The 21,642-nt window shown below is 68.5% G+C and carries 21 protein-coding genes; 5 read left to right on the top strand and 16 right to left on the bottom strand.

From position 1 onward, the window contains the following. Positions 1–464: 464 nt before the first annotated feature. The gene (tyrS, locus tag BN976_RS24905) at positions 465–1,739 is read right to left on the bottom strand and encodes a tyrosine--tRNA ligase (protein ID WP_036374863.1); all 1,275 of its coding nucleotides are present in this window, start codon (positions 1,737–1,739) and stop codon (positions 465–467) included. 18 nt (positions 1,740–1,757) lie between these two features. Then, positions 1,758–2,369, bottom strand: coding sequence for a DNA-3-methyladenine glycosylase (locus tag BN976_RS24900; protein WP_036375031.1), 612 nt, complete (start codon positions 2,367–2,369; stop codon positions 1,758–1,760). Positions 2,370–2,427: 58 nt separating this feature from the next. Here BN976_RS24900 and BN976_RS24895 point away from each other — a divergent pair, with 58 nt between their 5' ends. From BN976_RS24895 to BN976_RS24885, 3 genes are read left to right on the top strand one after another with little or no spacing between them, the layout of a single operon-like run. Further along, positions 2,428–3,192, top strand: a complete 765-nt coding sequence (locus BN976_RS24895; RefSeq protein ID WP_036374860.1) for an ABC transporter ATP-binding protein — start codon at positions 2,428–2,430, stop codon at positions 3,190–3,192. Continuing rightward, entirely contained in the window at positions 3,189–3,944 is a 756-nt protein-coding gene (locus BN976_RS24890; protein ID WP_011780500.1) for an ABC transporter permease, read from the top strand. Before BN976_RS24895 ends, BN976_RS24890 begins: the two co-directional genes overlap by 4 nt. Positions 3,945–3,949: 5 nt before the next feature. Further along, on the top strand, positions 3,950–4,570 hold the full coding sequence (locus BN976_RS24885) for a TetR/AcrR family transcriptional regulator (RefSeq protein ID WP_011780501.1): 621 nt from the start codon (positions 3,950–3,952) through the stop codon (positions 4,568–4,570). On the opposite strand, the gene BN976_RS24880 is transcribed toward BN976_RS24885, so the two are convergent. Genes BN976_RS24880 through BN976_RS24870 form a run of 3 tightly spaced genes read right to left on the bottom strand, consistent with a single transcriptional unit; the run spans position 4,552 to position 8,328 of the window. Further along, positions 4,552–4,767, bottom strand: coding sequence for a Trm112 family protein (locus BN976_RS24880; RefSeq protein ID WP_036374851.1), 216 nt, complete (start codon positions 4,765–4,767; stop codon positions 4,552–4,554). The genes BN976_RS24885 and BN976_RS24880 overlap by 19 nt on opposite strands. A gap of 4 nt (positions 4,768–4,771) precedes the next feature. Beyond that, positions 4,772–5,302 (bottom strand): hypothetical protein, encoded by a 531-nt coding sequence (locus BN976_RS24875; protein ID WP_011780503.1) that lies wholly within the window; start codon positions 5,300–5,302, stop codon positions 4,772–4,774. Between the two features lie 53 nt (positions 5,303–5,355). Further along, complete coding sequence (locus BN976_RS24870) at positions 5,356–8,328, bottom strand: acyl-CoA synthetase (RefSeq protein ID WP_036375028.1); 2,973 nt, start codon at positions 8,326–8,328, stop codon at positions 5,356–5,358. Positions 8,329–8,491: 163 nt separating this feature from the next. Here BN976_RS24870 and BN976_RS24865 point away from each other — a divergent pair, with 163 nt between their 5' ends. Together BN976_RS24865 and BN976_RS24860 are read left to right on the top strand one after the other, a co-directional pair. Beyond that, a complete protein-coding gene (locus tag BN976_RS24865; protein WP_011780505.1) occupies positions 8,492–10,312 on the top strand; it encodes an ABC-F family ATP-binding cassette domain-containing protein in 1,821 nt (606 codons plus the stop codon). Next, on the top strand, positions 10,313–11,599 hold the full coding sequence (locus BN976_RS24860) for a hypothetical protein (RefSeq protein ID WP_036374848.1): 1,287 nt from the start codon (positions 10,313–10,315) through the stop codon (positions 11,597–11,599). Here BN976_RS24860 and BN976_RS24855 read toward each other — a convergent pair. The 11 genes from BN976_RS24855 to argC are packed head-to-tail and all read right to left on the bottom strand — an operon-like array spanning position 11,577 to position 21,639. Continuing rightward, the gene (locus tag BN976_RS24855; protein WP_011780507.1) at positions 11,577–12,080 is read right to left on the bottom strand and encodes a hypothetical protein; all 504 of its coding nucleotides are present in this window, start codon (positions 12,078–12,080) and stop codon (positions 11,577–11,579) included. The two genes, BN976_RS24860 and BN976_RS24855, sit on opposite strands and share 23 nt — an antisense overlap. After that, a complete protein-coding gene (locus tag BN976_RS24850) occupies positions 12,077–12,640 on the bottom strand; it encodes a hypothetical protein (protein WP_011780508.1) in 564 nt (187 codons plus the stop codon). The genes BN976_RS24855 and BN976_RS24850 overlap by 4 nt, the downstream gene beginning before the upstream one ends. Then, positions 12,637–13,266, bottom strand: coding sequence for a hypothetical protein (locus tag BN976_RS24845; RefSeq protein WP_036374845.1), 630 nt, complete (start codon positions 13,264–13,266; stop codon positions 12,637–12,639). Before BN976_RS24845 ends, BN976_RS24850 begins: the two co-directional genes overlap by 4 nt. Positions 13,267–13,277: 11 nt before the next feature. Continuing rightward, the gene (gene argH, locus BN976_RS24840) at positions 13,278–14,690 is read right to left on the bottom strand and encodes an argininosuccinate lyase (RefSeq protein WP_011780510.1); all 1,413 of its coding nucleotides are present in this window, start codon (positions 14,688–14,690) and stop codon (positions 13,278–13,280) included. Between the two features lie 28 nt (positions 14,691–14,718). Continuing rightward, complete coding sequence (locus BN976_RS24835) at positions 14,719–15,921, bottom strand: argininosuccinate synthase (protein ID WP_011780511.1); 1,203 nt, start codon at positions 15,919–15,921, stop codon at positions 14,719–14,721. Between the two features lie 27 nt (positions 15,922–15,948). Continuing rightward, entirely contained in the window at positions 15,949–16,434 is a 486-nt protein-coding gene (locus tag BN976_RS24830) for an arginine repressor (RefSeq protein ID WP_011780512.1), read from the bottom strand. Positions 16,435–16,450: 16 nt separating this feature from the next. After that, positions 16,451–17,374 (bottom strand): ornithine carbamoyltransferase, encoded by a 924-nt coding sequence (gene argF / locus BN976_RS24825; RefSeq protein WP_011780513.1) that lies wholly within the window; start codon positions 17,372–17,374, stop codon positions 16,451–16,453. After that, positions 17,371–18,510 carry an acetylornithine transaminase gene (locus tag BN976_RS24820; protein ID WP_051558553.1) on the bottom strand — a complete coding sequence of 380 codons (1,140 nt, stop codon included), beginning with the start codon at positions 18,508–18,510 and terminating at the stop codon, positions 17,371–17,373. The genes argF and BN976_RS24820 overlap by 4 nt, the downstream gene beginning before the upstream one ends. A 29-nt stretch (positions 18,511–18,539) precedes the next feature. Then, on the bottom strand, positions 18,540–19,415 hold the full coding sequence (argB, locus tag BN976_RS24815; protein WP_011780515.1) for an acetylglutamate kinase: 876 nt from the start codon (positions 19,413–19,415) through the stop codon (positions 18,540–18,542). Then, entirely contained in the window at positions 19,412–20,608 is a 1,197-nt protein-coding gene (gene argJ / locus BN976_RS24810) for a bifunctional glutamate N-acetyltransferase/amino-acid acetyltransferase ArgJ (RefSeq protein WP_011780516.1), read from the bottom strand. The genes argB and argJ overlap by 4 nt, the downstream gene beginning before the upstream one ends. Further along, the gene (argC, locus tag BN976_RS24805; protein ID WP_011780517.1) at positions 20,605–21,639 is read right to left on the bottom strand and encodes an N-acetyl-gamma-glutamyl-phosphate reductase; all 1,035 of its coding nucleotides are present in this window, start codon (positions 21,637–21,639) and stop codon (positions 20,605–20,607) included. The genes argJ and argC overlap by 4 nt, the downstream gene beginning before the upstream one ends. Positions 21,640–21,642 lie beyond the last annotated feature (3 nt).

Raw genomic sequence — 21,642 nt, 5'->3', positions numbered from 1 at the left:
GTGCCTTGGAGTCTCAGCACCCAAAGGGCGCAGGCAGAATCCGAAATCAGAGAAATCCGATCATCAAACAAGACACCAAAACTGGCATCAAAAAACAACCCACCCCTAAACGGGAAAAAGAGGCAGGCCAAAAAACAACAAACAAAAACCACCAAACACACTATTGAGTTCTCAAACAACAGACCAGCCTGGCCGCGCAAGAATCCCCGGCTAAAAGCCGTGGGTTCTCGACGGACAGATGAGGACCTCCGCCTAAGCGGACTTCCCTCTGGAGGCCGCCGCGCTCTCCGGGTTTTGGGCCCGTGTCGCAGCGACTTCGATAAGTTACGTCAGGGATAACTCTGAGTCAAATCGCCTGGTAGAGCTGGTTTTCCGACCCGCACCCGGCGCACACACCGTTTGGTGCGTTGACCTACAAGACGCTCAACGGCTCGGTCGACGACTTTGTTCCGGGGACACGGGTATCAGCCCACCCGCTCGATGCCGGCGATATTCCGCTTGCCTCGACGCAGCACCAGCCACCTGTCGTGGAGGAAGTCCGACGCCTGCGGGATCCACTCGTCGGTCGCGATCTTGACGTTGTTGACGTACGCCCCACCCTCGGCGACGGTTCGCCGGGCGGCGCCCTTGCTCGCCGACAACCCGCTGGCGACGAGCAGATCGATGATCGAGTCCGGACCGCCGGGCGCGAGCTGCGCCACCGACGCCTCCCGCAGCGCGGCGGCCAATGTCGGTTCGTCCAATTCGCCCAGCTCGGCGCGCCCGAACAGCGCCTGGCTGGCGAGTTCGACCGCAGCCGTGGCGGCTTCCCCGTGGACCAGGTTGGTCAGCTCCCTGGCCAGGCGTCGCTGCGCGGCCCGCTCGTGCGGGCGCTCGGTCGTCGCCTGTTCCAGCTCGGCAAGCTCGTCGGCACTCAGGAAGGTGAACCACCTCAGGTACGGCAGTACGTCGGCGTCGGCGGTGTTGATGAAGTACTGGTACCAGGCGTACGGACTGGTCATCTCGGGATCCAGCCAGAGGCTTCCGCCGCCGGTGGACTTCCCGAACTTCTTGCCCTCGGAGTCGGTCACCAACGGTGTGGTCAGGGCGTGCACCGACGCGCCGGCCTTCTGCCGGACCAGCCGCACCCCGGCGATGATGTTGCCCCACTGGTCGGACCCGCCTACCTGCAGCGTGCAGCCGTAGCGCTGGTGCAGCTCCACATAGTCGTTGGCCTGCAACAGCATGTAACTGAACTCCGTGTAGGAGATGCCCTCCCCCTCGAGCCTGCGCCGCACCGTGTCCCGGTCCAACATCACATTCACCGAGAAGTGCTTGCCGACATCACGGAGGAATTCGATCGCCGAAAGCTCGCCCGTCCACGACAGGTTGTTGGCGACGACGGCACCGGTCGGCGAGTCGTCGAACTCGACGAAGCGTTCCAACTGGCCGCGGATCCGTCCCGCCCAGTCCGCGACGGTGTCGGCGGTGTTCAGTGTGCGTTCCCCCACGTCGCGGGGGTCGCCGATCATCCCTGTCGCGCCGCCGGCCAGCACGATCGGCCGGTGCCCGGCCTGCTGGAACCGGCGCAGGGTGAGCAGCGGGATCAGGTGTCCGGCGTGCAGGCTCGGCGCCGTCGGGTCGAAGCCGGAATAGACGGTCACCGGGCCTTCTGCCAGCGCTTCGGCCAGTGCGTCACGATCGGTGGACTGTGCGATCAGCCCACGCCATTCCAGTTCATCGAGGATCGACGTGCCCATGACATCGATCTTTGCGTATCAGTCGCTGTCGCCGGGAATCGGTGCCCGCGGGCTGCGCCGGTACGCCGACACCTCGGGATGCCCGGGCAGCCACATCCGCCACGGCCGGTCGGCGGCCTTGCTGACACCGACTCGTGGACCGGATTCTCCGACGCGGAGCTCGCCGAGCGTGACCTGTACCGGTGCCGACGGATCGAAGAGGTCGGATCCGTTGTCATCCATCGTGATTCCCAGTGCGGAACACAAATTGCCCGGCCCGCGGGCGAGCGCCGCCTCCGCGACGGACACACCGCGACGGCCGCGGGCCGTGTCGTGGCCGGTGTCGATCGCGGCCGCGCGCAGCAGTACCGCTCCGGCGACGCCGTCTGTGGCGCATGCGACGTTGGCGCAGACGTGGATGCCGTGGCTGCGATAGGTGTAGAGCCGTCCGGGCGGACCGAACATCACCGAGTTGCGCAGGCCCGGGCCGCGGAACGAGTGCGCGGCGGCGTCCGGCCACGGCCCGTCGACCGGCCCTCCGTACGCCTCCACCTCGACGATCGTCGCGGTCACGCCGCGGCCGACCAGCTTCGCGCCGAGTAGCAGCCGGGCAGCGGTCAGAGGATCGACCTCCAGTTCGGCTCGCGACATCGCCGTCATCCTACGGAGGGCATTGACAGGAACGGCGCGCCGAGAGGATATTCAACAGATGATGAGTTCATCAATGGATGAATTACTGCCGCCGGTGCCGGCCCCGGTCATCGACATCCGCGATCTGGCGGTGGTCCGCGGTGGACGCGTCGCGCTCGACGGGGTGAGCGTGCAGGTGGCCCGCGGCACCATCACCGGCCTGCTCGGTCCTTCGGGTTGCGGCAAGACGACGCTGATGCGCTGCATCGTGGGAACCCAGATCGTCGCCGGTGGATCGGTGCTGGTGTTGGGCCATCCGGCGGGGTCGGCGCAGTTGCGCCACCGCGTGGGTTACGTCACCCAGGACCCCACGATCTATCCCGACCTGCCCGTCGTCGACAACGTGCGCTACTTCGCCGCCTTGTCCGGCACCGACCGTCGGGACGTGGACGACGCGATCGAAGCGGTCGGCCTGCACGGGTATCGGAAGGCCCGTGCAGGCAACCTTTCCGGCGGGCAGAAGACGAGGGTTTCGCTCGCCTGCGCGTTGGTCGCCCGCCCCGACCTTCTCGTTCTCGACGAACCGACCGTCGGTCTCGACCCGGTGCTGAGGGCCGACCTGTGGGACCGGTTCGACCGACTGGCCCGCGACGGCACCACCCTGCTGGTGTCGAGCCATGTCATGGACGAAGCCGACCGCTGTGAAGATCTGGTCCTCCTGCGGGACGGGAAGATCCTGGCGCACACCACACCCGCCCGATTGCGAGAGGACACCGGATGTCAGTCGTTGGAGCACGCGTTTCTGGCCATCATCAGGCGCGGCACCGCCAAAAGCACGGCTTGACGCCGCGGGCGTACATCGCCACGACCGCCCGAATCCTGCGTCAGCTCGCCGGCGATCACCGCAGTGTGGCGATGATCCTGGTGGTACCCACTCTCGTCATCACCTTGATGTACTTCATGTTCGCCGAGGTCCCCCAGCGTCCCGGCGCCCCGTCACCGTTCAACAACGCCTGCCTGATCATGCTCGGCGTCTTCCCGTTGATCGTGATGTTCCTGATCACGTCGATCACCATGCAGCGCGAACGGGTGTCCGGAACGCTCGAGAGAATCCTGACCACGCCCCTGCGCCGGCTGGACCTGCTCGCGGCGTACGGGACCGCGTTCGCCCTCGCCGCGGCGGCGCAGGCTGTGTTCGCGTGTGCGGTGTCGTTCTGGCTCCTCGGCCTGGACACCGCGGGCAGCGCCCTCTGGGTGTTCGCCATCGCGATCGTGAACGCGGTGCTCGGGGTGGGGCTCGGTCTGCTGTGTAGCGCGTTCGCGCGCACCGAGTTCCAGGCTGTCCAGTTCATGCCGCTGGTCATCGCACCCCAGCTGCTGCTGTGCGGGATCGTGGTTCCCCGCGCGCAGCTGCCTGACTGGCTGCAGTGGATCAGCAACGCGCTTCCTGCCAGTTACGCTCTGGAGGCGCTGCAGGAGGTCAACGCACATCCAGAGTTGACCTCGGTCGCGGTGCGTGACATCGCGGTCGTCCTCGGGTTCACGGTGATATCCCTCACCCTGGCCGCAGCGACCCTACGGCGAAGGACACCCTAGACAGCGTGACGACGAACGCCGACCGCAAGCGTCCCGGACGACCACCGGGAACGTCGGACACCCGCGATCGAATCCTGGAATGCGCGCGTGAACTGTTCGCGCGCAACGGAATCACCAACACGTCGATCCGGTCCATCGCCGCCGGGGCAGGCGTGGATCCGGCGCTGGTGCATCACTATTTCGGCACCAAGACCCAGTTGTTCGCCGCGGCGATCGAGATTCCGATCGACCCGATGTCGATCATCGGCCCGCTCAAGGAAGTCCCGGTCGATCAGCTCGGTCGCGCGTTGCCGTCACTGCTGCTGCCGCTGTGGGACTCCGAGCTGGGTAAAGGATTCATCGCCACCCTGCGGTCCATACTTGCCGGCAGCGACGTCTCCATGGTCCGGTCGTTTCTCCAGGACTTGATCGCCACCGAGGTCGGCGGCCGTGTCGACGATCCGCCGGGCAGCGGACGGGTGCGCGTGCAGTTTGTGGCCTCGCAACTGGTCGGCATCGTGATGGCCCGCTACATCCTCGAGCTCGAACCGTTCAAGTCGCTGCCGGTGGAGCAGATCGTCGACACCGTCGCGCCGAATCTGCAGCGCTACCTGACCGGCGAGCTACCTCAGTTTTCCGGGGACTGACCCGCAGCTGACAGCAGCCGCCGGTGCTCGTCGTCGTCGACCGCGACGGCTTCGTCGATGAGCAGCACCGGGATTCCGTCGTCGATGCGGTATTTGCGCCGCAACCTGGGGTTGTACAGCGACTCGCCGACGTACAACAGCGGCCCCCGGTCCTGCGGACAGACCAGGATGGTGCGGAGGGTTTCGTCCAGCGCCATCGGCTCAGCGACCGGGCATCGGGAAGATCGTGTCGCTGTCCTGGATCATCGGATTGCCCTGATTGGGCGCCCACGCGGGACCGGTCGGGCCCAGGCCGACCTGCGGACCCGGCGACGTCGGACCGGACGGTGTCCCGTTGGCCGACTGTGCCATGACCTTGCGCTGGTAGTTCACCGTCGACTGGAGCGCCTCGATCAGCGGGCCCTGATTGGGTCGTGCGTCGAGGCCGGCGGCCAGCGCCTGGGTGTTGGCGATGGACGGCTTGATGCCTCGGGCGCGCAGGTTCATCACCTGTTCGATCAGCTTGGAGACCTGGCCGCCACCGCGACCGGTCTGGTACTCCTGCGAGATCATCATCAGGATCTGATCCGGGGAGATCCTGGGGGCGGGTGGCTCTTCGGCTTGCGTGGTGGGCTGCGCCGACGCTCCCGGCGCAACACCGACGACCAGGCCGAATGCCAGCGCAGCGCCCACAAACGCGCCCGTCGCCGCGCGGTACAGCGCCGAACTGCTCATGCTGTCGTGCGTCGTCATCCCAACCTCCATAGTCGCCCCGGCGAGCCTAACAGTGCGCGCCGAGGGGGGCATCACTGCCGAATGCCCGCGAGCTCGCTGCGCACGGCAACGGTCAACCGCTTGTACCGATTGCTATCGGGGTCCAGGTACCAGGCGTTACGGGACGCCTTGGGGATGCCCTGTTTCTGCAGCGGACCGGCCAGCGGCCGGAACGTCGCCGTCAGCGTCATGTCGGAGACCACGTGGACGATGTCGGGTGCGTTGCCGACGGGCAGGGCGGCCAGCGCCTCCGACAGATCCGCCGACGGGATGCTGCCGCCCGGGCACAGCGCCAGGGCGGTGACGGCCAGCGTCTGACCTTCGACTTCGACTCCGTAGGTGACGGCCATGTCGACGGCGCCGAGCCGGCCGACGGCGTCGTTGACGGTGGCGGCGAACACCATTCCCCGCGCGGTGTGGATCGCCGCCCCGCGGTTGTCCACCAGCCAGTAGTCGCCGTCCTCGTCGCGGCGGAACAGGTACTCGGTGGACACCCAGGTGTCCGCGGGGGCGAACACGCCGCGCTTGACCGAAGCCAGCGGGTCGACCGGGCCCCGCGGATGGGCGAGCAGCACACCGACCTCTCCGGTTTCGGCCCGCCGGACGAAGCCGCGGTCGTCCTCGAGGATCAGGTTGTCGTCCGGGTCGTAGGCGGCCAGCGCGATTTCGCCGCCGCCGGGTAGCGGCCTGCCCTTGCTGCCGATCTTGGCGCCCTTGACGTTGGCGAGTACGGCCTGACCGTCGGTGGTGGCGAAGAACTCGACGACGTTGGCGGGCTCGAAGACCTCCACGACCCGCTTCCACAGACCGGCGGGCATACCCGAGCCGATGAACAGCCGGATCGGGTGACTCCCGTTCAGCGAGAACGCCGGATCGTCGATGACCTCACGCAGCATCGCCCACGTGTAGGACACCACCGTCACCCCGTACTGCCGGATCTCCTGGACGAAGCGGTCCGGTCGCAACTCCCGCGACAACGCGACGCGGGCACCGCCCACGACCGCCCCGCCGAGGCTGACCAACAGTCCGGACTGATGGTGCAACGGGGTCAGGCAGTACACCGTGTCGTTGCGGCTCAGATTGGCCGCCGAGGCGGTACCGAACGCCGACAGCGCCCAGCGGAAGTTGGTGATCTGGCGGGCCACCAGCTCGCCGCTGATCGTGCTGAACCCGATGAACGCCAGGTCCCGTGCCAGACCGGGGTTCGGTCGGTACCAGCCCGGGAGTTCGACGAGGTCGGGGTCGATCTTCTCCATGTCGATGACGTCCCCGGCGGCGCCGTTGGACAGGTGCAGGTCGCGGGACTCGCCACCGCCGAGAACCAGGACCCGCATGTCGAGCTTGCGGGCCGTATCCAGGGTGCTCGGGTCGGCGATGATCTCGGTGACCGCGCCGAGTCGCGCCGCCTCGGCGAGGTCGGCGTCGGGGGGCATCAGCACCGCAACCGCGCCGAGCCGCGACAGCGCCGCGATCGCGACGAGTGCGCTGGGCCGGGTCTCCATCAGCACCCCGACGCGGGCGCCCTGCCGCACCCCGACCCCGATCAGGCCGCGGACCACGTTGTTGACTCGCCGGTCGACGGCCTCGTAGGTGTGCACGCGGCCGTCGAACAACAGCGCCTCACCGTGTGGCAGGTCGCGTGCCTGCTCACTCATGATGCGGCCCAGGGAGATTCGGGTGTGGTCGTTGACCTGGCCAAGACGGGCCAGCCGGGGCAGGGTGCGTGCGGTCTCGATGGCCAGGGTGCGTGCGGACTTGTTCGCCGCGACGAGGGCGTCGGCCGCCGACCGGGCCAGGCTGAACGCCATCTCGGTGGCGGCGGCGGTGCTGTGGGCCACCCGCGAGGCCAGCGTGACGCCACTTTCCGTCGGCTCGGCCGGTTGCAGCGGCATGGGTGTGACGCCCTCCGGCATCGCGCCGCCGCTGTCGAGCCAGCGCACCCACTCGGCGACCGTCGGCCAGGTCTGCGTGGCGGCTTTCGACCCGACCACCAGCCCGAAATGCCCGGCGCGGATCAGGAACTCGTAGACGTCGGCCTTCGGAGCGGCTCTCTTGATGCCGCGCACCGAGGCGGGCTGACCGATGTCGTCGACCTCCCCGATCACGGCCAGCACAGGGCACTCGATGTCGGACAGCGTGACAAGGTCGCCGTGGATGGAGAAGCCACCGGTCATCATCCGGTTGTGCGCGATGAACTGCTTGAGCAGCTCGGAGATCGCCGGACCGGACCAGGCGATCCAGCCCTCCGAGGCGAGGAACCGCCGCTGCTGCTCGCGGGGCAGCAACGCCTCCCGGTCATGTAGCTGGCGCAGGAAGTCCAGCCGCGACTGCGCGGTCTTGACGGGGTCGAGCATCTGGAACCCGGTGCGCGCCAGCCACCCCGGAATGTCGATGCGGCTGAACACGTGGTCGGCCATGAAGTCGGCGGCCAACGGGGCGACGCTGGCCGGCAGGTTCATCGGGAGCGCGGCCAGGGTGTCGACGGGCGAACCGAACCCGACGATGCTCGCCAGGTCCTTGGACCGGCGGTAGGCCGCCGTCTGATAGGCGAACATGCCGCCCTGCGAGTAGCCGGCGAGATGGACGTCGCGTCCCGTCACCGTCTTGACCGTGTCGATGGCGTCGCTGAGGGCCACCACATGGTCGGCCAGGTTGCGCTGCATCCCGCCCTCGACCTTGTCGGGCGAACCGAAGTCGATGACCCACGGATCGATCCCGGCCTTGTGCAGGATGCCGACCGCACCCTCGTCGCGGGTGACGTCCCACATGTCGGCCGACATCATCATCGGGTGGACCATCAGCACCGGGGGGCCGACGGGCTTGCTGCCGGGACGGACGTCGGGCGGGAAGTAGCGGCGCAGCCGGTACATCGGCACGCTCTCGATGATCTGGAACGGCGACGGCACGGCGCCGGTCTCCAGCCCGCCGTAGCGCAACACCTCGAGGCCGTTCTGGGCGGTCGCGACCAACCGCCCCACAGGCCTGGTGATCGCCGAGAAGTCCACCACTGCTCGCTCCCCTATCGCCCGTCGTGCCTGCCGGAGACCCCGACTGCCGTCGTGGTGTCGATGATGGCACAAGCCGCATTGCCCGTTCCCGGTAATGACCCGCCCGGCGCCCGGCCGCCGATTGGGTGGCGCGATCGACGACCGCTAAGGTCGGCTGGCGATGGCACACCTGCTCGGGGGCGAAAACCTCCACCTGGAGTACCCCACCGGGGTGGTGTTCGATTCCGTGACCGTCGGTGTGAGCGAAGGCGACCGGATCGGCATCGTGGGCCGCAACGGCGACGGGAAGTCGACGCTGCTGGGGTTGCTGACCGGGCGCATCGCGCCCCACTCCGGGCGGGTGACGCGACGCGGCGGTCTACGGGTGGGGTCCGTGGACCAGGCCGACACGCTGGACCCGGACCGCACGGTGGGCTGGTCGCTGGTCGGTGACCGGCCCGACCACGAGTGGGCGGGCGACGCGCGGATCCGCGACGTCATCGGCGGACTGGTTGCCGACATCCCGTTCGGTGCCCTCGTCGGGACCCTGTCGGGCGGGCAGCGCCGCCGCGTGCAACTGGCCGCGCTGCTGATCGACGACTGGGACGTCATCGCTCTCGACGAGCCCACCAACCATCTCGACATCCAGGGCATCACCTGGCTGGCCGAACATCTCAAGCAGCGCTGGGCGCGCGGATCGGGCGGGCTGTTGGTCGTCACCCACGACCGGTGGTTCCTCGACGAGGTGGCGACCACCACGTGGGAGGTCCACCCCGCCGGCAGCCGGGTGCCGGGCAGTGTCGTCGAGCCGTTCGAAGGTGGCTACGCCGCCTATGTGCTGCAGCGCGTCGAACGCGATCGCCAAGCCGCGGCCGTGGAAGCCAAGCGACAGAACCTGATGCGCAAAGAGTTGGCCTGGCTGCGGCGGGGACCACCGGCGCGGACTTCCAAGCCGAAGTTCCGCATCGACGCCGCCAACGCGCTGATCTCGGACGTCCCGCCGCTGCGCAACAACGTCGAGTTGTCCCGGGCCGCCATGGCCCGCCTCGGCAAGGACGTCATCGACCTGCTCGACGTGTCGGTCAGCTATCCCGGCGGTGCCGACGGCTCGTCGCACGGCCGAGAGGTGTTGCGCGACATCGAATGGCGCATCGCCCCCGGCGAGCGCACCGGCATCCTCGGCGCCAACGGGGCAGGTAAGTCCACGCTGCTCGGCCTGATCGCGGGCACGGTGACGCCGACCTCTGGCCGGGTGAAGCGCGGCAAGACAGTGCGGCTGGCCGTGCTCGACCAGGAATCACGCGAGTTGGAGCCGTTGGCCGGCGACATGGTCCGCGAGGTGCTCGCCCGGCTGCAGACGACCTACCAGATCGACGGCAAGGACGTGACGCCGGCACAACTGCTCGAGCGGCTGGGCTTCGCCCGCGAGCACCTCTCCGCCCGGGTGGGTGAACTCTCCGGCGGCCAGCGTCGACGACTGCAGTTGATGCTCGTGTTGCTGTCGGAGCCGAACGTGCTGGTGCTCGACGAGCCGACCAACGACGTCGACACCGACATGCTCACCGCGACGGAGGACCTGCTCGATTCCTGGCCCGGCACGTTGATCGTGGTCTCCCACGACCGCTATCTGCTCGAGCGCATCACCGACCAGCAGTACGCGATCCTCGACGGTCGCCTGCGGCACCTGCCCGGCGGCATCGACGAGTACCTGCGACTTGCCGGGCAACGCCCCGAACCTTCCGTGTCGCGCACGAAACCCGCCGCCGCCGAACAACTGTCGGGCGCCGAACTGCGCAACATCGAAAAGGAGATCACCTCCATCGACCGGTCGCTGGCCAAGCTCGCCGACCGCATTAGCGCCAAACACGACGAGATGGCCCGCCACGACCAGTCCGACCATGTCGGCCTGGGCCGCCTCACCGAGCAGCTGCGCGAGCTGGAAGGCCAAGTGACCGAACAGGAGTCACGCTGGCTGGAGCTCTCAGAACGGCTCGAGAGCTAGATGACGTACCTGCTGCGGCCGTTCGTGCTCTGTTTCCGCTACTGGCCCCAGCTCGCGGCGTGCTATCTGCTCGGGCTGCTCGGCCGCCGGGGTGCGATCGAGTTGGCGGCGTGGGCCGGGTGGGACAACGACCTCTGGGCATCGCTGATCATGCCGCTGGCCGGCCTGGCCCGCCTCGGGTCTTACGTCGCGATGTTCTTCGTGCTGCGGCGCGCCCTACCCGCGCTGGCGGCGCTGCCGTCGCGATCGGCCCGCAGTGTCGACGTGTTCTCGACGGTCATCGTACCGTTCTTCGCGATCTATCTGGCGTGGAAGCTCTTCGCCGAAGACTGGATCGCGTTCGAGGCGCGCGCGCTCGATTACCGGATCGGCGACGCGATGACATCGCCGGCCGTCACCGAACTCCACCCGGAGACACTGCCGGTCGGCAATCTCACGTGGGTGCTGATCCTCGCCGCGCTCGTGGCGCGGTACGTACTCAGTCGTGTCAAGGATCGCCTGCCCGATTGGATGATCGCGATCCGGGTGTACGTGGACGCCCTGTGGGTGTTCCTCGGTGTCAGCTTCGCCGCCACCAAGGACCTGACCTTCCTGCTCAATCCCACCGGCTGGCTCGCCGAACGCCGGATCGTGGTGTGGTTCAACGAGACCCGCGCCGAGCTCTTCTCCCATCTGCGACCTCTTGAGGCGCTGTGGGACACCCTGGTCTGGGTGGTGAGCACCGTGTTCGGCGGCGCGACGATACCGCTGCTGTGGCTGGCCGTCGCGGCCATCATCTACGGCGTCACCATGCCCGAGGATTGGAGGGGGGCCGCACGCCGAGTCGCCGGCCAGCGAGCCGACTGGGTCCTCGACCGCACGGCCGTCAGGCAGAAGCGCCTGCGCGAACGGTGGAAGCGCCTGCCCGACGTCCACCGCGCCGAGGCGCAGGACTGGTTGTTGTCCAAACTGGGCAACTACCGGACCATCACCGACGCCGCACGGCTGATCCTGCACGGCGGTGTGCTGGCGTTGTCGCTGTACGTGCTCGGTTATCTCGGCTTGGCGTGGCTGGACATGGCGGGCAGTTTCTACCGCCCCGAAATGCGGGCCGGGTACCTGTTCCGGGGTGCGGCCTGGCTCATCGGCCCACAACCGCGTCAGTTCTGGGACTGGGCGCAGCCGACGCTGATCTTCGTGTCGCACCTGATCATCGAGCCGCTGCGGGTGTGCCTGATCGCCTCCACCGTCGCGTACTGCCTGGAGCATGTCCGCCCGAAGGAAACTACAGCAGCAGCCGGACCGTGATCTCGTCGTCATGGGTGACGTCCAGTGCGGTGGGCACGGCGTCTGATGGCAGCACGAAGCCGAACTGAATGCGTCCGGGGGCGTCACACAGGGACTTCATTCCCTCCGGCGGGATCGGGGAGAATCCTCCGACTCGTTCGGCGTCCCAACGCCGTTCGCCGTCCGTCAGCACCGCAGTGCACAGCCCGGGCAGCGGCGTCCCTGACCAGTCCACCACGATCACGGCCAGCACCGTGCCATCGGGCAGCGGCGGGCCGAAGCTGTACGGGCTCCTGTTCTGGTGCCGGATGGATTCCAGCCTCCAGGTCTGTCCGTCGGCCGTACCGCTCTCGCCTGCGGGCACGACCAGTTGCGGCGTCTGCGTGTTGCGGTAAGCCGACCACGACGGCCCGAAATCGATGACGGTATATGCGGCGACCACGCAGGCGACGACGACAACGCCGATGAGGTTGCGCTGCCACCGCGCCGAGATCCGCATCATCGGGCGCTTTCCGTCCGCTCGGCGAGGTCCACGTCTTCGGTTCTGGCGATTCGCGGGTCATCGGCCGGTATGTCGATGACAAGCCGCGAATCCAGGATGTCGCTGCCCGCCCAGATGCGCAGCAGGAGCGGCGCGGACGATCCCGCCTCGACGAGCGCCGGCGCGACGTCGAACACCCAGCTGCCGCGCTGGGCGATTCCCGGGGAGATCTCATCGCCGAGCGTATCCAGGGAGAATCGATCGGACGCCGCATACGTGTTGGGGCCGGCGACCAGGTCGGCACGCGGCAACTCGGTGGAGCGGATGGCCTCCAGTGTGGTGTCGATGACGACCCAGCTACCCGCTGCCTGCACCGAGTTCACCCGCGGCGCAATACGGACCGAGGTGACGGTGGCGCTGATCGCGCGACCCTGCACGGCTTCGCCCGCCCGGCCACGGACCTCGAACGGACCGTACAGGTCGGTGGGTGTCGGGAGGTTGTGCCACACCAGCGCCGCGGCGGCCACCACGACGAGGACGCCGACCGCCGAAACCAGCGCTTTCACATCGGGGGTCCTCACGGCGACGGCGCTCCCACCACCAGTTCGGTGACCCCGTAATCGGTGAGGCTGTCGAGCCATTCCTTACCGCCGTAGGTGACCATCAGCTGCTTGAGGCTCTTCTTCCACACCCGGATGGTGATGGCACTGCCCTGCCGCAGTGCGCCGGCCGGAACCTGCCACGCGAACACCAGCTCCTCGGTCAGTCCGGGACCGAGCGCCGGGATCGGCGAGCCGTCCCGCAACCGGAAGACGCCGTAGAACATGTCGTCGGGCACCCCACGAAGATCCAACTCGTTGCGTAGCCGCCCCGGGGTCGTCCCGTCGTTGCGCAGGGTCGCCACCACTCCCAGATAGCTACGGCCCGGCGTTTCGCGACCCACCACCCGTCCCCCACCCCGGAGCTCCTCGACCAGTCGCGCACGATCGACGGTGAGCAGGAATTGCCCGTCGCTGAATTCCTCGCCGGGCGCGAACGGGGTGGCGGTGTTGTCGACCCGGTCCAGTCCACCGAACAGGGCCGCGATCGCCAGCACGGCGGCCAGCCCGGCTTTCCACCACTGGCTGACCCTGCGCTGGGCCAGCCACTGCCCCACTCGCGACGGTCGGCGGGTGGCCGCCGCCTGCGTGCCGGGCTGGGGGTCCATACCGGTGGATGCTAGCGGCGCAGCCGGACCCTGAAGCGCTCGGAGGTGTCGCGCACCGCGCTCAGCTGCCTGGCCACCTGGGTCGGCGCGGTGCCCCCGCGCGCGTCGCGCGAGTTGACCGAGCCCTCGGTGGTCAGCACCTCGCGCACGTCGGCGGTCAGCTGGGGATGGATACCGGTCAGCTCGGCGTCGGCGAGATCCTCCAGGCCGATCCCGCGGGCTTCGGCGGCGCGCACCGCCGCACCGGCGGCCTCGTGCGCCACCCGGAACGGGACACCGCGTCGCACCAGCCATTCGGCGACATCGGTGGCCAGCGTGTAGCCCAGCGGCGCGAGTTCGGCCATCCGGTCGACGTCGAACCGCAGCGTGCCGACCAGACCGGCCATCGCGGGCAGCAGCAACTCCAGTTGGGCCACCGAGTCGAAGACCGGTTCCTTGTCCTCCTGCAGGTCGCGGTTGTACGCCAGCGGTTGCGCCTTCAGCGTGGCCAGCAGTCCCGCGAGGTTGCCGATCAGCCTGCCTGACTTGCCCCGCGCCAGCTCGGCGATGTCGGGGTTCTTCTTCTGCGGCATGATCGAACTGCCCGTCGACCACGCGTCGTGGAGGGTGACATAGCCGAATTCCGTTGTGCTCCAGAGGATGATGTCCTCCGCCAGCCGCGACAGGTCGACGCCGATCATCGAGAAGACGAACGCCGCCTCGGCCGCGAAATCCCGTGACGCGGTGGCGTCGATGGAATTGTCGGCAGCGGCCGCGAAACCCAGTTCCTCGGCGATCGCATCGGGGTCGAGTCCCAGCGAGGAGCCGGCGAGCGCCCCGGATCCGTAGGGCGACACCGCGGCCCGCTTGTCGAAGTCGGCGAGCCGGTCGACATCGCGCAGCAGCGGGTGTGCATGCGCGAGCAGGTGGTGCGCCAGCAGGACCGGCTGCGCCGACTGCAGGTGCGTCTTACCGGGCATGATCGCGGTGGGATGGGCCGCCGCCTGGGTGGCCAGCGCTGCGACCACCTCCAGCACGCCGTCGGCGACCCGGCGGATCGCGTCACGCAGCCACAACCGGAACAGCGTGGCCACCTGATCGTTGCGGGACCGCCCCGCGCGCAGGCGTCCGCCCAGGTCGGCGCCGACGCGGTCGATCAGACCACGCTCGAGTGCGCCGTGCACATCCTCGTCGGAGACCAGCGGGCCGAAGCTGCCGTCGGCGACGTCGGAGCCCAGGCTGTCCAGTCCGGCGAGCAGACCGTCACGCTGCTCTTCGGTCAGCAGCCCGGCCCGGAACAGCACGCGGGCATGGGCTTTCGACGCCACCACGTCATACGGGGCAAGCACCCAGTCGAAGTGCGTCGACTTGCTCAGTGCGGCAAGGGCGTCCGCGGGACCGTCGGCGAACCGGCCGCCCCACAGCGAACCCTCGTTGGTACTCATGTGGTCACCTTAATCCGGCGAGCCGGGGTCACTTCCCCGCCAGGTCCCGGCGCGCCGACAGGCTCGACGACAGGCCGTGCACGTGCACGAACCCCTTGGCCGCGGACTGGTCGAAGGTGTCGCCCTCGTCGTAGGTGGCGAGGTTGAAGTCGTACAGGGATTCCTGGCTTCGGCGTCCGTTGACCGCGATGTGCCCGCCGTGCAGCACCAGCCGGATCTCACCGGTGACGTGCTCCTGGGTGTTGGCCACGAACGACTCGAGCGCGGTCTTCAGCGGGGAGAACCACAGGCCGTCATAGACCAGCTCGCCCCACTTCTGGTCGGTGGTGCGCTTGAACCGGCCGAGTTCACGCTCCAGCGTGACGTGTTCGAGTTCGGTGTGGGCGGTGATGAGCACCATGGCGCCGGGGGCCTCGTAGATCTCACGGCTCTTGATGCCGACCAGTCGGTCCTCGACGACGTCGAGACGACCCACACCCTGGGCGCCGGCGCGTGCGTTGAGCTGCTCGATCGCCTGCAGCACGGTGACCGGTTTGCCATCGATGGAGACCGGCACACCCTTGTCGAAACCGATGATCACCTCGTCCGGGCTGCTCCAGTTGAGGGTCGGGTCCTCGGTGTAGTCGTAGACGTCCTTGGTGGGCGCGTTCCACAGGTGCTCCAGGAAGCCCGTCTCGACCGCACGGCCCCAGACGTTCTGGTCGATGGAGAACGGTGAGCGCTTGGTGACGTTGATCGGGATCGCGTTCTCCTCGGCGAATGCGATGGCCTTCTCGCGGGTCCATGCGTAGTCGCGCACGGGTGCGAGAACCTTGAGATCGGGTGCCAGCGAGGCGAACCCGACCTCGAAGCGAACCTGGTCGTTGCCCTTGCCGGTGCAGCCGTGAGCGACGACGCCGCCGCCGTGCTCCCGCGCGGCGTCGACGAGGTGCTTGACGATCAGCGGTCGGCTCAGCGCCGACACCAGCGGATAGCGGTCCATGTAGAGGGCGTTGGACTTGATGGCGGGCAGGCAGTACTGCTCGGCGAACTCGTCGCGGGCGTCGACGACGACGGCCTCGACGGCGCCGCAGTCCAGGGCGCGCTGGCGCACGACTTCCATGTCCTCGCCACCCTGCCCGAGGTCGATGGCGACCGCGACCACCTCACTACCGGTCTCCTTGCCGATCCAGCTGATGGCCACCGAGGTGTCCAGACCGCCGGAATACGCGAGGATGACGCGCTCGGACATAACGAAACTCCTTCTTCTTGGGGTACTTCAGGCTTTGGAGAGATTCTCGATGGTGACGGCGAGCTCGGCGCCGGTCATCGGTTCCCTGGCGATGACGAGGATGGTGTCGTCACCGGCGACGGTGCCGACCACATACGGCAGGGCGGCACGGTCGAGCGCGCTGGCCAGGTAGTGGGCGGCACCCGGGGGTGTGCGCAGCACGGCCAGGTTGCCGCTGGAATCGGTGGAGACCAGCAGGTCCCCGAGAAGCCGTGTCACACGTTCGGTGCCACCCGCGACACCGCGCACCGGGCTGCCGTCCTCGGGAACGATGTAGGCGCCGACACCGCCGTCGGCGCCGCGGAGCTTGACTGCACCGAGTTCCTCCAGATCGCGCGACAGCGTCGCCTGCGTCACGTCGATGCCCTCGTCGGCCAACAGCGCAGCCAACTCACCCTGGCTGCGCACGGACTGCGTCGACAGCAACGCGATGATGCGGGCCTGCCTGCCGGCGCGGGTGCTGGCGGCAGTCATTGCTCGACTCCCGGGGTCATGCCCGCTCGAGCAGCCATGCCAGCAACGCCTTCTGTGCGTGCAACCGGTTCTCGGCCTCGTCCCACACCGCGCTCTGCGGCCCGTCGATCACGTCGTCGGTGATCTCGTGTCCGCGGTGCGCCGGAAGGCAATGCAGCACAACGGCTTCGGAGTCCGCGTGGGCCAACATATCGGCGTTGACCTGGAACGGGCGGAACGGTCGCACCCGGTCGAGCCCGTCGTTCTCCTGCCCCATCGACGTCCACGTGTCGGTGACCAGCACGTCGACACCGTCGGCCGCGCGCACCGGATCGTCGGTCAGTGTGACGGTGGCGCCGGTCCGGTGCGCCCGCGTCTCGGCCGCGGCGACGAACATCGGGTGCGGTTCGAAGCCACGCGGGGCGGCGATGGTGACGTGGATGCCCGCGGTGACCCCGCCGAGCATCAGGGAGTGCGCCATGTTGTTGGCGCCGTCACCGAAGTAGGTCAGCCGCAACCCTTTCAGGTCACCCTTGCGTTCGGCGAGCGTCTGCAGATCGGCCAGCACCTGGCACGGGTGGAACTCGTCGGACAGCGCGTTGATGATCGGGACCGTCGAGCCGGACGCCATCGCGGTCAGCCGCTCCTGGGCGAAGGTGCGCCACACGATGGCGTCGACATAGCGGGACAGCACCTGGCCGGTGTCTTCCAGGGTCTCCTCACGACCCAGTTGGGTGCTGCGGCCGTCGACGACCACAGCGTGGCCACCGAGTTCGGCGATGCCCATCTCGAAGGAGAACCGGGTGCGGGTGGAGTTCTTCTCGAAGATCACCGCCACCCCGCGCGGGCCCTCCAGCGGGCGGCGGCTGAAGCGGTCCTTCTTGAGGTCGGCGGCCAGCGCCAACACCTCGGCCTGCTCCTCGGGTGAGAGGTCGTCGTCGCGCAGGAAGTGCCGGGTCATGACTGCGCCGCCTTATCCAGAATGGCCGGCAGCGCCGACAGGAACGTCTCCACCTGAGCCTCGGTGATCACCAGCGGCGGGGCCAGCCGGACGATCGCGGGTGCTGCGGCATTGACCAGGAAACCCGCTTCGCGCGCCGCGGTTTCGACGGGCTTGGCGGCGTCGGCGGTGAGCACGATGCCGCGAAGCAGCCCGCGGCCGCGGACGTGGTCGACGAGCGGATGGCCCAGCGACTCGACGCCGTGGGCGATCGTCTTGCCGAGCACGTCGGCACGCTCCACGAGGCCTTCGTCGGCCAGCACCTTCAGCACCGCCAACGCCGCGGCGGTGCATACCGGGTTGCCACCGAACGTGCTGCCGTGCAGTCCGGGGGTGAGCAGGTCCGCGGTGTCGCCGATGGCCAGGCACGCGCCGATCGGCAGCCCGCCACCGAGACCCTTGGCGAGCGTGACGATGTCGGGGGTGATGCCGTCGTGCTGGTGGGCATAGAACGCTCCAGTCCGGCCGACCCCGGTCTGCACCTCGTCGAGGACCAGCAGCGCGCCGTTCGCGGCGGTGATCTCCCGCGCCGCCACCAGATAACCGGCAGGGGGGACGACGACGCCGCCCTCCCCCATGATCGGTTCGAGGAACACCGCCGCGGTCTGGTCATCGACGACGCGACGCAGTTCGTCGATATCGCCGTAGGGGACGTGGGTGACGCCACCGGGCAGCGGCTCGAACGGGGCCCGCTTCGACGGCTGACCCGTCAGCGCCAACGAACCCATCGTGCGGCCGTGGAAGGCCCCTTCGGCGGCAACGACTTTCGTCCGGCCGGTGAGTCTGGTGATCTTGAACGCGGCCTCGTTGGCTTCGGTGCCGGAGTTGCAGAAGAACGCCTTGGCTGGCGCGCCGAGGAGCCCGACGAGCGATTCGGCCAGTGCGACACCGGGTTCGGTGGCATACAGGTTCGAGGTGTGCCCGAGCGTGTTCATCTGGCGGGTCACCGCCTCGATCACCGCGGGGTGACGGTGGCCGAGCACGTTGACGGCGATCCCGCCGAGCAGGTCGAGGTAGGCCTTGCCGTCCACGTCGGTGACCACGGCGCCGTCACCGCCGGCGAGCGCCAACGGCGGTGTGCCGTAGTTGTTCATCATCACCGCCGACCAGCGGTTCAGCAGTTCTGTCACGTGGATTGCACCACCTTCGTGCCCGCTCCTTCGTCGGTGAACAGTTCGACGAGCACGCAGTGCTCGACCCGGCCGTCGATGACGTGCGCGCTCGGCACACCGCCGTCGATCGCGCGCAGACAAGCCTCGATCTTGGGCACCATGCCCGCCTCCAGCGTGGGTAGCAGTTCGGCCAGTGCATCCGAATCGATCTGGCTGACCAGGGAATCACGGTCGGGCCAGCGGGTGTAGAGGCCCTCGACGTCGGTCAGCATGAGCAGTTTCTCGGCGCTCAGCGCCTCGGCCAGTGCGGCGGCGGCGGTGTCGGCGTTGATGTTGTAGACCAGACCGTCGGTGTCGGGGGCGATTGTCGACACCACCGGGATGCGGCCGGCATCGATGAGATCGAGCACGGCGTCGGTGTTGACCCGCTCGACGTCACCGACCAGTCCGATGTCGGTGGCCACCCCGTCGACCATCACGGTGCGGCGCACCGCGGTGAACAGGTGGGCGTCCTCGCCGGTGATGCCGACGGCATAGGGGCCGTAGGCGTTGATGAGGTTCACCAACTCACGGCCGACCTGACCGAAGAGCACCATCCTGGCCACATCGAGCACCTCGGGGGTGGTGACCCGGAAACCACCCTTGAAATCGCCTGCGATGCCCAGCTTTTTGAGCATGGCCGAGATCTGGGGTCCGCCGCCGTGCACCACGACGGGGTGGATGCCGCAGTTGCGCAGGAAGACCATGTCGGCGGCGAACGCGGCCTTGAGCCGGTCGTCGGTCATCGCGTTGCCGCCGTACTTGACCACGACGATCTTGTCGTTCAGGGCGGTCAGCCAGGGCAGCGCATCGGCGAGCACCGCCGCCTTGTCCGAGGTGGTCAGGGTCATGAGCTGTACGCGGAATTCTCTTCGACGTACGCGTGGGACAGGTCGGTGGTGCGGATCGAGGCAGACCCCGACCCCACGCCGAGGTCGACGACGACCGTGACGTCCTCGCCGGACAGGTCCACCTCACGGGCCCCCGGGACCCCGACGCTGTCAACGCACACCGGGAAACCGTTGAAGGACACGGTGATCCGATCGGCGTCGAGCTTGACCGGGGCCATGCCGACGGCCGCCAACACGCGTCCCCAGTTCGGGTCGGAACCGAACAGCGCGGTCTTGACCAGGCTGTCGCGGGCGATCACCCGCGCGGCGGTCAGCGCGTCGTCCTCGTCGGCGGCGCCGGTGACGGTCACCTGCACCCGCTTGGTCACGCCCTCGGCGTCGGCCTGCAACTGGGTGCACAGGTCATCACAGACCCGGTAGACGGCGTCATCGAGGTCCTGCTGGCTGGGGGCCACCTCGCTGGCCCCGGACGACAGCAGCAGCACAGTGTCGTTGGTCGAGCAGCTGCCGTCGATGTCGAGGCGGTCGAAGGTGCGGGCCGCCGCGGACCGCAGCGCGTGGTCCAGCGCCTCCGGGCCTGCGACGGCGTCGGTGGTGATCACGGTGAGCATCGTCGCCAGGGACGGGGCCAGCATGCCCGCGCCCTTGGCCATCCCGCCGACCGTCCACTTGTCGTCGTGGTGCAGCGCAGCCTGTTTGGGCACCGTGTCGGTGGTCATGATGGCCCGCGCGGCCTCCTCGCCGCCGGTCAGGCCGCCGGCCATCTCGTGCACGATCTCCTGCACGCCGGCCAGCACCTTGTCCATCGGGAGGCGGTCGCCGATCAGCCCGGTGGAGCAGACGGCGACCTCGATGGCACCGGTTTCGGTGCCCCAGTCCGACAGTGCGGCCGCGACCGCCTCGGCGGTGGCGTGGGTGTCCTGGAAACCGCCGGGACCGGTGCACGCGTTGGCACCACCGGAGTTCAGGATCACCGCCCGCAGCCGACCGGTGGTGAGCACCTGTTGCGACCACAGCACCGGCGCGGCCTTGACCTTGTTGCGGGTGAACACGCCGGCCGCCGCGTAATCGGGGCCCTCGTTGAACACCAGCGCGAGATCCAGCTTGCCGGAGGCCTTGATGCCCGCCGCGATGCCGGTGGCCCGGAATCCGGCGGGCGCGGTGACGCCCTGGGTGCGCAACAGCCGGGTCACGGGGCCACCCCCACGATCGAAAGCCCGTCGGTCTCGGGCCAGCCCAGGGCGAGGTTCATCGACTGCACTGCGGCTCCTCCGGTTCCCTTCACGAGATTGTCGATGGCCGCGATCGCGACGAACGTCGAGGCGTCCTCGTCGACCGCGATGGCGAGCTGGGCGGCATTGCTGCCGATGACCGCCCCCGTCTTGGGCAGCTGCCCCTCGGGCAGCAGATAGACGAAAGGCTCGTCGGTGTAGACCTTTTCGTAGGCAGCACGCAGCTGCGACACGGTTGCGTCGGTGCGTGCCGTGCACGTCGCCAGGATTCCGCGCGAGGTGGGGATCAACACGGGGGTGAACGACACCGTGACGTCGCCGCCGGTCACCGCGCGCAGGCCCTGGGCGATCTCCGGGGTGTGCCGGTGCTTGCCGCCGATGTTGTACGCGCGTGCCGATCCGATGACCTCGGATCCCAGCAGGTCGACCTTGGCCGACTTGCCCGCACCGGAGGTGCCGCTGACAGCGACAACGGTGACGGCAGGCTCGACCAAACCCTCGGCCAGCGCCGGCCACAGCGCCAGCAGCGCCGCGGTGGGGTAACAACCGGGCACGGCGATCCGCCTGGCCTCCCGGAGCCGGTCACGTCCGCCCGGGAGTTCGGGCAGGCCGTAGGGCCAGCTGCCCGCGTGCTCCGAGCCGTAGAAGCGCCGCCAGTCCTCGGCGTCGGTCAGCCGGAAGTCCGCCCCGCAATCGATGACCAGGACGTCGGGACCGAGCTGCTCGGCCAGGGCGGCCGAATGGCCGTGCGGCAGGCCGAGGAAGACCACATCGTGGCCCGCCAGCACGTCGAGCTCCGTCGGTTCCAGCGTGCGATCGGCCAGCGGCAGCAGATGCGGGTGATGTTCGGCAAGGGCGGATCCGGCACTGGCCGCGGCCGTCAACGCGCCGATGGTCAGCCTGCCGTCGGTGTAGGCCGGATGCCCGAGGAGCAGACGCAGGATCTCTCCCCCGGCGTAACCGCTGGCCCCGGCCACTGCGACGGATGTCATATC

This window comes from Mycolicibacterium austroafricanum (assembly GCF_000612725.1).
Classification (GTDB): Bacteria; Actinomycetota; Actinomycetes; order Mycobacteriales; family Mycobacteriaceae; genus Mycobacterium; species Mycobacterium austroafricanum.
Note: the sequence above shows the minus strand (reverse complement) of the source record. Positions and strands in the feature narration are given on the sequence as shown.